This is a genomic window from Actinomycetota bacterium (assembly GCA_040905475.1).
Classification (GTDB): domain Bacteria; phylum Actinomycetota; class AC-67; order AC-67; family AC-67; genus DATFGK01.
Genome location: JBBDRM010000025.1, coordinates 1 through 10,621 on the forward strand (window position 1 = coordinate 1; position 10,621 = coordinate 10,621).

Annotated in this window: 14 protein-coding genes and 1 pseudogene; 8 read left to right on the forward strand and 7 right to left on the reverse strand. The window is 66.3% G+C overall.

Annotation, left to right across the window (positions count from 1 at the left end; translation table 11 throughout):
• Window positions 1–47 precede the first annotated feature (47 nt).
• From WEB06_02280 to WEB06_02290, 3 genes are all read right to left on the reverse strand, one after another.
• Window positions 48–626 carry a hypothetical protein gene (locus tag WEB06_02280; GenBank protein ID MEX2554440.1) on the reverse strand — a complete coding sequence of 193 codons (579 nt, stop codon included), beginning with the start codon at window positions 624–626 and terminating at the stop codon, window positions 48–50.
• Window positions 627–813: 187 nt separating this feature from the next.
• Window positions 814–1,788, reverse strand: coding sequence for a GDP-mannose 4,6-dehydratase (locus tag WEB06_02285; protein MEX2554441.1), 975 nt, complete (start codon window positions 1,786–1,788; stop codon window positions 814–816).
• Window positions 1,755–2,477 (reverse strand): sugar phosphate nucleotidyltransferase, encoded by a 723-nt coding sequence (locus WEB06_02290; GenBank protein MEX2554442.1) that lies wholly within the window; start codon window positions 2,475–2,477, stop codon window positions 1,755–1,757. The genes WEB06_02285 and WEB06_02290 overlap by 34 nt, the downstream gene beginning before the upstream one ends.
• Window positions 2,478–2,562: 85 nt before the next feature.
• On the opposite strand from WEB06_02290, the gene WEB06_02295 reads away from it, so the two are divergent.
• Window positions 2,563–2,739, forward strand: coding sequence for a hypothetical protein (locus WEB06_02295; protein ID MEX2554443.1), 177 nt, complete (start codon window positions 2,563–2,565; stop codon window positions 2,737–2,739).
• Here WEB06_02295 and WEB06_02300 read toward each other — a convergent pair.
• Window positions 2,736–3,566 carry a choice-of-anchor D domain-containing protein gene (locus WEB06_02300; GenBank protein ID MEX2554444.1) on the reverse strand — a complete coding sequence of 277 codons (831 nt, stop codon included), beginning with the start codon at window positions 3,564–3,566 and terminating at the stop codon, window positions 2,736–2,738. The genes WEB06_02295 and WEB06_02300 overlap by 4 nt on opposite strands.
• Here WEB06_02300 and WEB06_02305 point away from each other — a divergent pair.
• Window positions 3,484–4,035: a hypothetical protein gene (locus WEB06_02305; GenBank protein ID MEX2554445.1), complete on the forward strand. Its 552-nt coding sequence runs from the start codon at window positions 3,484–3,486 to the stop codon at window positions 4,033–4,035. The genes WEB06_02300 and WEB06_02305 overlap by 83 nt on opposite strands.
• Window positions 4,036–4,041: 6 nt before the next feature.
• Here the strand turns inward: WEB06_02305 and WEB06_02310 are convergent, their stop codons facing one another.
• The gene (locus WEB06_02310; GenBank protein ID MEX2554446.1) at window positions 4,042–4,497 is read right to left on the reverse strand and encodes a DUF2007 domain-containing protein; all 456 of its coding nucleotides are present in this window, start codon (window positions 4,495–4,497) and stop codon (window positions 4,042–4,044) included.
• A gap of 123 nt (window positions 4,498–4,620) precedes the next feature.
• Here WEB06_02310 and WEB06_02315 point away from each other — a divergent pair, with 123 nt between their 5' ends.
• The 4 genes and pseudogenes from WEB06_02315 to WEB06_02330 all read left to right on the forward strand — a co-directional run bounded on the left by WEB06_02315 (window position 4,621) and on the right by WEB06_02330 (window position 8,936).
• Window positions 4,621–5,457: a sulfotransferase gene (locus tag WEB06_02315; GenBank protein MEX2554447.1), complete on the forward strand. Its 837-nt coding sequence runs from the start codon at window positions 4,621–4,623 to the stop codon at window positions 5,455–5,457.
• 88 nt (window positions 5,458–5,545) lie between these two features.
• A pseudogene (locus tag WEB06_02320) lies at window positions 5,546–5,740 on the forward strand (Rdx family protein).
• A 181-nt stretch (window positions 5,741–5,921) separates the two neighbouring features.
• The gene (locus WEB06_02325) at window positions 5,922–7,988 is read left to right on the forward strand and encodes a PBP1A family penicillin-binding protein (GenBank protein MEX2554448.1); all 2,067 of its coding nucleotides are present in this window, start codon (window positions 5,922–5,924) and stop codon (window positions 7,986–7,988) included.
• Window positions 7,989–8,021: 33 nt separating this feature from the next.
• Window positions 8,022–8,936 carry a diacylglycerol kinase family protein gene (locus WEB06_02330; GenBank protein MEX2554449.1) on the forward strand — a complete coding sequence of 305 codons (915 nt, stop codon included), beginning with the start codon at window positions 8,022–8,024 and terminating at the stop codon, window positions 8,934–8,936.
• Between the two features lie 11 nt (window positions 8,937–8,947).
• On the opposite strand, the gene WEB06_02335 is transcribed toward WEB06_02330, so the two are convergent.
• Window positions 8,948–9,643 carry a glycerophosphodiester phosphodiesterase gene (locus WEB06_02335; GenBank protein MEX2554450.1) on the reverse strand — a complete coding sequence of 232 codons (696 nt, stop codon included), beginning with the start codon at window positions 9,641–9,643 and terminating at the stop codon, window positions 8,948–8,950.
• Between the two features lie 280 nt (window positions 9,644–9,923).
• On the opposite strand from WEB06_02335, the gene WEB06_02340 reads away from it, so the two are divergent.
• Window positions 9,924–10,175: a WhiB family transcriptional regulator gene (locus WEB06_02340; protein MEX2554451.1), complete on the forward strand. Its 252-nt coding sequence runs from the start codon at window positions 9,924–9,926 to the stop codon at window positions 10,173–10,175.
• 46 nt (window positions 10,176–10,221) lie between these two features.
• A complete protein-coding gene (locus tag WEB06_02345; protein MEX2554452.1) occupies window positions 10,222–10,413 on the forward strand; it encodes a hypothetical protein in 192 nt (63 codons plus the stop codon).
• Here the strand turns inward: WEB06_02345 and WEB06_02350 are convergent.
• Complete coding sequence (locus tag WEB06_02350; GenBank protein ID MEX2554453.1) at window positions 10,352–10,621, reverse strand: hypothetical protein; 270 nt, start codon at window positions 10,619–10,621, stop codon at window positions 10,352–10,354. The two genes, WEB06_02345 and WEB06_02350, sit on opposite strands and share 62 nt — an antisense overlap.

Here is a 10,621-nt window from a genome sequence, read left to right on the forward strand (position 1 = left end):
CGCAGGGCAAGCCCTGCGCCTTCCGTACCGATTCGTACCTTTTGTTGTTAGCTCTGGAACACCGCTACGCCGACGATCGTCGCGTTCAGCGGCTTGGGTGCCGTGCACGTGCCCGGTGGGATCGGCTTGGTCGGCGCGAAAGCCGCCGCAGCTGTTCCCCGCGAACCCTTCGCCTGCTTGCCGCCCGGCAGGAAGACCGTGCCTCCCGTCAGGTTGATCAACGCCGTCGACCCGATCCGGGTCCAGACGAAATTCGTTCCGGAAGAGCTGGCTTTACCGTTTGGCGTGATCGACCTCAGATTCGACGCGGAGAACTTCCCGTTCGCCTTGCCGTTCAGCGGCTCGTTGAAGGTACACGTCTCGCTGTATTTGGCCGCGGCCCCGACGAAGCCCGAGTTCAATGCAGCCACCCGGTAGGCGGTGGCGGGAGCCGTGGTCTGCCCCTGCAGGTAGCCCGTGGTCTTGCCCACGCAGTTAACCGCCGGACCGTTCGCCGTCGGCCAGACCGGCAGCTTGACGTTGCAGTTGAAAACGGTAGACCCTGTGACACTCGCCCCCGCCGGCCCCGGCAAACCGATGACCAACGCGATGCAGGCCACTAGGGCCACGATGCCCAGCTTCCGCACAGGCCTCACCCTCCCTTTCCTGCGAACCGACAACGAATCCACCCGGCGTGGTGGCTGGATTACCAAATACGACCAAAAGCTCCGACATCCTTCCTTCGTCACTAATCAGGAGAGAAGTTCCAAGTCGGTCGCGAAGGCAGGCAGCTGTTTGCCCTGGTCAGCGGGGCAAGAAGGTTAGAGCGGGGCTCTAAGGAACGAACGGCGAGCCGGGGGTCTCCAGCTCGCGACGGTACCACTCGATCGTCTTCTCCAAGCCGTCGCGCAGCGAGTGGCTCGGCTCCCAGCCGAGGCGCTGCCGGGCCTTGGATGAGTCGCAGTACATCCTCATGATCTCGGTCGGCCGCTCCGGCAGGGCGCCAAACTGCGGCTCTATGGGGTTGCCCATGACCTCGAGGATCTGCGTCGCGACATCCCGCATCGAGATCTCCTCGCCGCCCCCGATGTTGAACAGCTCCCCGTTCACGTCCGGTGTCGTCGCCGCTTTGACGAACCCGTCGGCGAGGTCCTCGACGTAGTTGAACTCGCGGGTCTGCCGGGCCTGCGTCATCTTCAGCTCTTCCTTGCGGAGCGCGCGGACGATGATCTCCGGGATCACCCGGTCCGGGCTCTGCGCCGGACCGTAGGCGTTGAACGGGCGCAACATCACGATCGGCCAGCCGTACGCCCGCTGGAACAGCCGGCAGAAACGTTCCGCCGCATACTTCGAAACCGAGTACGGCGAGATCGGATTCACCACAGCGTCTTCCCGGAACGGCACTTCGATGTCGCCGTAGATCTCGCTGGTACCCGTGTTCACGAAGCGCTCGTAGCCCTGATCGGCCAGCGCCTGGAGCAGGTTCATCGTTCCCTGGATGTTGGCTTGGATGCACTCGTCAACCCGCTGCCAAGACTTCCCGACGTGGGTGTACGCCGCCAAGTGGAAGATGTAAGACGGCTTGGCCGAGCGCGCAACTGCATCCATCGCGCTCCGATCCATGAGGTTCCCCTCGTGGATCTCCATCCGCCCCCGCAGATCGAGTAGGCGGCGCGGGAACACCGAGGACACGTCGCTGGTCAGTGCGTGCACCTCGGCGCCGTCCGATACCAGCCGGCGCGTGAGGTGCGACCCGATGAACCCATCCGCCCCCGTTACGAGGACGCGGGCGCCTTCGAGCGAGCCCACGGAACCCTCCCTTCGGTCGCGAGAGCGGTCAGCTCCACCGCATCCTTATAGGTGTCCATCGATTTCCAGAAGCCGTCGTGGCGATACGCGTAGAGCTGCCCCGCCTCGCCGAGCGCCGGAAGCACCTCTCGCTCGAGGTCGTCGCCCTGCCAGAGGTCGAACGCGCGCCGGTCGAACACGAAGAACCCGCCGTTGATCAGGTGCTCGCGGAGGGTCGGCTTCTCCCGGAACTGCTCGACCTTGCCGCCCGTGGCTACTTCGATGGTCCCGTACTGCGAGGGCAGCGGAACCGTGGTCAGTGTCGCCGATCCCTCGTGACGTTGGTGGAACGCGAGAAGGGCATTCAGGTCGAGGTCCCCCAGACCGTCCGAGTACGTGGCGAAGAAGGTGTCGCCGACGAGGTCTTTGACCCTGAGGACGCGACCGCCGGTGTTGGTCTCTTCCCCGGTGTCGACGACCTCGATCTCCCAGTCGGACGGCATGCCCAAGGCGAAGGACCGGATCATGTCCGCCTTGAACCCGGCCGAGAGCACGAACGAACGGAAGCCTTGACCGGCGTAGATCTCCATGACGTGCTGGAGGATCGGACGGCCCGCGACCTCGAGCAGAGGCTTGGGCACCTCGGTCGTGTGCGGGTACGCCCGAGTGCCTTTCCCGCCGCACAGGATGACGGTCTTGAGGGAGGCCATGGCTTCGCGATGGTACCGCAGCAGGACGGCCTCGTCGGAGGCCGGGCGCGTTGATTCCAGAGCCTGTGGCGTCTACCCTCGGGCCGTGCTTCTCGCGATCTGGCTCATGGTCGGGGCCGTCTTCGGCCTCGTGTGCGGCTTGCTGGCGATCCGCCGGAACCGGTCGGCGGTCGGCTGGTTCATCATGGGGACGGCGATCGGGCCGCTCGCGCTCGTCGGGCTCCTGGTCCAGCGCCGCCGCGAAGAGCCCGCGTTCCTCTAGAACCCCTCCTCATCCTCCGGCGTTCGCAGGAACCGCCGGACGATCATCAGCCCGACGAACGCAGACAGCACGCCCCCAACGACGAGCGTGATCGCGAGCGAGTCGTTCGGCGTGCCGGCGGGGAGCGGCGAAGCGGTCGAGGATGGCGAGGCTGACATCGTCGGGGAGACATTCGCCGACGCCGAGGCCGTCGGACTGGGACTGGCGGCCGTCGCCGAGCCGCGAACGGATACCGTGAGGGTCGGAACATCCGGGTCGTCGCTCAGCACGTTGATGCTCGCGAGTCGCAGACCCTCCTCCGTCGGCGTCATGCGGATGGCGAAAACGAAGGACTCATCCGGCTGAAGGGTCTCCGGGACCGGAGGAAGGCCCGACAGCTCGAAGTCGGGCGCGTTCTCTCCGATGATCTGGATCGTCGTGATCTTGAGCGCCGCCGCGCCCTCGTTCGACACCGTCACGGCCGTCGGCTTGCCCTTCTTCCCGACCGAAGACGTCCCGACGTCGATCGGGTTGGGCTGGACCACGATGTTCGGGATCACGCCCGTGCCGACCAACGACACGTTCAGCTTGGGCTGCGTGCAGGAGTTGGAGGTGATCTCGAGCGTGGCTTTACGCAAGCCGTCGCCCGTCGGCTGGAACGCGACGTTGATGCTCTTCGTCGCTCCGGGAGCGAGCGAGAACGCAGCCGGGATCGGGACAACGAAGTCTGCTGCGTTCGTCCCGACCTTCTTCACGGCGCTCACGGTGAGGGTGTCCTGGCCGGGATTACTGATGATGAGAGTCTTCGTCGGTGAACGAGTCCCCACGCGCTGCTCCCCGAAGGCCACCGTCGCCGTGTTGACCGTGATCCTCCGGTCGATTCCGGTGCCGTTGAAGGGCACATCGACCGAGGGCTCGTCGGAATCATCACTGTTGACCGTGAACTTCCCGTCCCGGGGGCCTCGCGCGGAGGGAGTGAACGTCACGGAGAATGAAGCCGATGTTCCCGGCTCGATCGGCGAGGAAGGCGTCAGTGATGACCGAGCGAAGTCCGCTGCGTCCGACCCCCCGGACCGAACGATCGAGGAGATCTCCAGATTGGATTCGGAGTCGCTTCCGTCTGAGGTGTTGCTGATCGTTACGAGCTTCGGAGCGGATGAGACGCCAAGGCAGAAGCTCCCGAATGAAAGGGGGGTCGTCGGAGAGACGTCGATATCCCGCTCGTTGGGCGACTGCGCGAATGCAACAACGCCAGCCGCAAGCCACACCGAGAACAGCGCAGCAACAGGCGCTTTTCGCCTCATGGAGCCAGCGTAGCAGCGGCTAGATACAGAAGAGACGCAGCGCGCAGGGGGCGAATCCGAACATCTCGACGAAGAGGAGCCACGCGGCGGCGATGACGGTCAGCACAAGGACGGCCAGCCACAGGATGCGATGCCGTTCGCGCATGACCGGGGTCACCGGCTCGATCGGCTCGGAAAGCTCCTCGTCGCCGAGTCCCATCTCGAGGATCTGCAACCTGGCGTCGTCGACCATGCTCGCCGGCACGTAGACCGGCACCGGCCGGTGAAGGTTGCCCGAGAGATGCATCCACGCGAACGGCGAGGGGTCTCGCCAGTCGAGCGCGACCGGCACGCCGTTGGCCTCGAGCAGCCCCCGTACGATCTCCGCCTCGACGGCGTCCGACGCAGTTAGGAGCCAGGCCCAGCCGCCCCCGCCTCCGCCCGTGGCCGCTCGTGGTGGAGCAGGGTGGACGATGCCGGTTCCGACGGCTCCCATCGCGGCAATCATAGCCTCGCGTCCTCAACAAGGGGCCGGCGGTTCCCGTTCGCGTCCGGTAGTACCGAACTACGCGAAGCCGCGTCTTTACCGACCCTCAGGCTCTAGGTAGGGTGCGATGCGATGCCCCGCACCCTCCCCAATTTCCTCATCGTCGGAGCCGCCAAGTCCGGAACCAGTTCGCTCTGGCACTACCTGCGCGCGCACCCGGACGTCTTCGTGCCTTCGCAGAAGGAGATCTACTTCTTCGACCGCGATCCCGTGTTCAAGCGCGGCATCGACTGGTACGCCGGCCTTTTCGCCGAAGCAGGCGCCAAGAAGGCCGTCGGAGAAGCGACACCGACGTACATAACCTCCCCCCACGCGCCGGAACGGATGGCCTCGATCGTTCCGGAGGCCCGGCTCGTCGCCATCCTGCGTAATCCGGTCGATCGCGCCTACTCCCACTACCTTCACGCGCGGTATTACGATATGGAGCGAGCCTCGTTCGTCGAGGCCGTCGCGCGCGAGCGCCGCGCCCCCGAGGGATCGGAGTGGCCGTACTACCTTCTGTTCAGCCGTTACCTGCCCCAGCTCGAGCGGCTGGCCAAGCACTTCCCTCGCGAGCAGATCCTGGTCCTGCTGCTCGACGACCTAGAACGCGACCCGGTCCAGATGTTCAAGAAGCTGTGTGGCCATCTGGGGATCGACGAGTCGGTGATCCCTCCCAACGTCGGCGAGGTCACCAACGCCTACCGCGAGACGAGACTGAAAGCTCTTACCGGCTTGGTCTTCCGACCACGGGTCTGGACGCGGATCCCGAAGAAGATGCGGCTCACGATCGCTCGCATGCTCACCCGCGAGGGCCGCGTGCACGAGCCGATGGACCCGAAGACCAGAGCGGATCTCGCCGACTACTTCGCCGCCGACAACGCCGCACTCGCCGAGTGGCTCGGGCGCGATCTGTCGATGTGGAGCTGAGGGAGTCCCGACCCGGCCCCGACGCGGTGCTACCGTTACCGACATGAAGATCACCATCGAGTACTGCGCCGTCTGAGGCTATCTCGACAAGGCCGTCGGTCTGACGGCCAAGATCCTCGAAGAGTTCGAGCATTCGGTGGAAGACCTCGCCCTCATCCCCTCCAAGGGCGGCGTGTTCGAGGTCACCGTCGACGGCGCGCTCGTCTACTCGAAGAAGGCAACCGGCCGGCACGCCGACCCTCAAGAGGTCCTCGCCGAGATCCGAGCCAAAGCCCGAGGTTAGAGGCCCCCTCCAGGACTTCGGCCGGCCACATGCGCCGGTGATACCCTCGATCTCGACCCCGCTAAAGGACCGCAGTTCAAGATGCCAGGGAAGACGCCGAAGGTAACCAAGACGGCTTTTGAGCAGATCCGACCAGGATGATCACCTTCCCCTATCTCGGCGCCTCGTCCGGACGCGCGACGTGAATCTTCGACGTTGCGCCGCCTTGCTGATCCTTTTGCCCGCGGCAACCGGGTGCTCGGCGCTCTTCGGGCCCCTCCCCGAGCAGGAGGCGCGGCCGCTCGCGCTTCGCTCACAGATCCGCGCGTCCGACGGCACGCTCCTGGCCACGCTGTTCGAGGAGAACCGCACCCAGGTGGCCGCCTCGGCGATCCCACAGGTCGCCAAGAACGCCGTCGTGGCCGTCGAGGACGCGCGTTTCTGGGATCACTCCGGGGTCGACGCGAAGGCGATCGCGAGAGCCGCGCTCGCGAACTGGGCCAAGGGCGAGACGGTCCAAGGCGGGTCGACCATCACGCAGCAGCTCGCGAAGCTCATGTATTTCCCGGACGGCGAACGGACCTTGAAAAAGAAGCTGGCAGAGGCTCGTGTGGCGCTTCGCCTCGAGCGCGATCACGCCAAAGACGAGATCCTCGCCATGTATCTGAATCGTGCGTACTTCGGTTCGGGGGCCTACGGGATCGCCGCGGCTGCCGAGACCTATTTCCGCACCCAACCGATGAAGATGACGCTACCCCAAGCGGCGATGCTCGCGGGACTGATCCGATCGCCCGGGAGCGTGAACCCGTTCGATCAGCCGGAAGCTTCCGTCGCGCGACGGGCCTACGTCCTCCGCCGCATGCGGGAGGAAAGGATGATCACGGCGGCCGAAGAGGTTGCCGCAGCCAAAGAGCCGATCGGGCTCACCAAACGGAAGCCGGCGCTCGGTACCCTCCACTATCCCTACTTCGTCGAGTTCGTGAAGCAGCAGGTCCTCGCGGACCCGACGTTCGGCAAGACCGAAGCTGATCGCGCAGACGCCTTGTTCCGCGGGGGTTTGCAGATCACGACCACGCTCGACCGGCGCCTCCAGGAGTACGCGGAGGACGCCGTGGCGAGCGTGCTCGATCGGCCCGGCGATCCCGATGCCGCGCTCGTGGCGATCGATCCGAAGACCGGCGCGGTGCGCGCGATGGTCGGCGGCCGCAACTTCGACGACGAACAGTTCAACCTTGCGTACCAGGGACGTCGTCAATCGGGAAGTGCGTTCAAGCCGTTCGTGCTCGCTGCCGCCCTCGAGGATGGCATCCGGCCGGACGCGCGATACGCATCGCATCCGGCGACGCTCCGCTACGGGCCCGGCGGCTCCTTGTCGTGGAAAGTCAACAACTACGACGGACGCGGGCGGGGCACCATCTCCCTGCGGGAAGGGATGATCAACTCCGTCAACGGCGTGTACGCCAGGCTTGTGCTCGACGTCGGCCCGTCGAAGGTCGTGGACGTCGCCCACCGCGCGGGGATCTCCTCCGAGCTCGACCCGCTGCCTTCGATCGCGCTCGGAGGCTTGCGCGTGGGCGTTTCGCCGTTCGAGATGGCCAACGCGTACGCGACCTTCGCGAACCTCGGCGTGAAGATGCCCGGGCACGGCGTCGCGCGAGCGGTAGGACCGGAGGGCGCGCCGGTCTTCGAGGAGAAGTCGCTGAAAGGCGTGCAGGTGATCGATCCGGGGGTCGCCTACACCATGAACGACGTCCTGCAAGATGTGGTCGAGCGCGGGACCGGCCGCCGCGCGCAGATCGGACGCCCCCTCGCCGGGAAGACCGGGACGACGCAGGAGTATCACGACGCGTGGTTCGTCGGGTACACGCCGGACCTCGTGACGGCCGTCTGGGTGGGCTACCGCAAGGCGCAGATCTCCATGCGGAACGTACGCGGTATCACCGTCGTCGGTGGGTCGTTCCCGTCGCAGATCTTCCGTTCCTTCATGACCAGGGCACTCGAGGACGTTCCCGAGCACGAGTTCGAGGTTCCCCGCGAGAGCTTCGTCACGGTCGTGCTCGGCTACAGCAGGGACTGCGTCGCCCGGCTCGGGCAGTCGGGGGTCGAGGTGAGCCTCCCGGTTTCCCTGATCCCGGCACGCGACTGCCCCGTGTCGGTACCGAGACCGAAGTCGTCGGCGAAACCGTCGGCGAAACCGACCGCCGGCCCGACCGGGCCGGAACCGACTCCCGCTCCGACCGAACCCGAGCCGGTGCCGACGCCGACCTGACCCGCCTTCGCGGAATTGGTAGTGTCCCGCGCCGTGAAACGCGCTCTTCTGATCCTCAACCCCGAAGCGACGACCGTGACCGCCCGCACGCGCGACGTGATCACACGCGCGCTCGCGAGCGACCTCGTCGTCGACGTTGCGGAGACCAAGCGGCGCGGCCACGCCCAGCACCTCGCGGCCGGAGCCGTCCACGAAGGCTACGACTTCGTATTGGTGCTCGGAGGCGACGGAACGCTCAACGAAGTGATCAACGGGATCGCCGGCACCGACACGCCGCTCGCGATCATCCCCGGCGGCGGTACGAACGTCCTGGCCCGCACCCACGGCATCCCCTTGGACGCGGTCGAAGCAACCGCTCATCTGCTCGAGCGCCTCCACGACGGCGCGGTCCCCAAACGGATCAACCTCGGCCTCGTCAACGGGCGCTACTTCGCGTTCTGCGCGGGGGTCGGGTTCGACGCCGCGGTCGTACGGGCGGTCGAGCGGCGATCCAAGATGAAGAAAGCGATCGGCGAGTGGTTCTTCGTGACGACGGCGCTTCGGCTGTTCTTCTTCGCGTACAACCGTCGAGAGAAGCCGATCCACATACGCTTGCCCGACGGAACCGAGCATCGCGAGCTGTTGGTCGCGATCGCCGGCAACTCCAACCCGTTCACGTTCCTCGGCAAGCGCCCCTTCCAAGTCACCCCCCTGGCCGACGCCGAGCGCGGCCTCGACGTCACGGGGGTCCGGTCGCTGGCGTTCCACCGCACATTGCGGTTCCTGTGGCGCGCCTTCGGCTCGGGCGGGCAGATCCATCTCCGCAACGTGGTCGGCCTGCACGATCTCGAGCGGTTCGAGGTGATCGCCGATCGCGCGATGCCGTTGCAGGTCGACGGCGACTACATCGGCGAGGACACGCGCTTCGAGTTCACCTCAGCGCACGAGGCCCTTTCGCTCCTGGCCTGAGCGCCACCGCCTCAGCGGCCCAAAGCGTCCCGTGCCATCCGGGGATCGTCGGTGATGACGCCGTCGACCCCCCACTCGGCGCAGCGGAGCACCGTCTCGGGATCGTTCACCGTCCACGCGATGACGCGCCGCCCCACATCGTGAGCGGTCTGAACGAACGCAGGTTTCAGGATCTCGGCCGGGACGTGGCACTCCTCGTTGGCCCCCGCGACCGCGGCGGCGAGGTTCGATGCCAGGTCGAACGCCGAGCTTGTGAGCACCGCGGTCCGCAGCTGAGGGGAGATCGCTCTCACGACCGCGAGCGCGAGCGGATTGAATGACGAGACGACCACACGCCGCGGAGGCCCCGATGCCAGAGTGGCCGCCACGATCCGCGCAGCAGGCTCGGTCGGATCGTGTCCAGGATCCCACGGCGTGCCTTTCACCTCGACGATGAGCGTGCGATCGGCGGGAACGGCGTCGAGCGCCTCGTCGAGCGTTGGGATGCCGAGCGCCCGGGCTTCCTCGGAGGAAAGGTCGCCGACCAGGCCGGTCCCGGAGGTCGTACGAGCAACGTCGGGGTCATGCAACAAGACGGCGACTCCGTCGCTCGTGTGGCGGACGTCGATCTCCACGCCGTCGGCTCCCGAGTCGAGCCCCGCTCTGATCGCGGCGAGCGTGTTCTCGGGCGCGAGGGCTGCTCCCCCACGATGCCCGATCACATCCATCGCGACGATCCGGTCGTTTCGTTCATCATGAGCCACATGTTGCACCTGTTGCGAGTTGTCGTCATCAAGTTCGTTCGTATGGTCGCTTGCGCACTCGTGCCCTCGCACCCGGCGAACGATCGCCGCGCAGCGCGGCTAGCTGCCCGAATTCGCACCATGTGATTTCCCGGAAGGTATTGCCACTCTCGAAAGCCGGGTTATATGCTCGCGCGCGTTCCCACAAAGAAAAGCCGTAGACGCCTGTGGCCGGGGGGGTCGCTCGCTCGTGGATCCGACGATGATGGATTGGCGTCACGACGCCTCTTGTAGAGACGTCGACCCGGAACTCTTCTTTCCCATCGGCACCACCGGCCCCGCCCTGGCCCAGATAGAAGCCGCGCGAGCCATCTGCGGTTCGTGCGAGGTCCAGGGTTCCTGTCTCGAGTGGGCGCTCGCGACCGGCCAGGATGCCGGCATCTGGGGCGGCGTGACCGAGGAAGAGCGTCGAACGATCCGACGGGATCGCGCCGTCCGCCAGCGCGTCGCCGTCTAACCCGCTCCGAGCAACGCCCCGCTCAGCCCGATACGATTCCGTATCGATGCGTGAGGAATACGTCTCCCCCGTCGGCTTCGCCAAGGAGCCGGCCGAGGAACGCCGACGCTGGATCGGGCGGATCTTCCTGGCCCTCCTGATCGCCGGGCTCGTATGGATCGCGATGTTCCGCATCATCAGCCCGCAAGAGGACGGGAATCCCCGCCTCCCCTCGCAAGAGCTCCCCGCGCCGGAGTAAGCGACCCGTCGTGGGGCGACGCCCACAGCACCGCCATCTCTCCCGCTACCTCAGCCGGCCGCTCGAGGGGCAGCATGTGGCCGGCTCCCGCGTACTCGATGAAGCGCGCTGCGGAGATCCGCTCGGCCATGAGTCGCGCGAAGCGCGGCGGGGTCAGTGTGTCCTCGGCGCCTGCGAGCACCTGGGTGCGACAGCGGATCTCCCACAG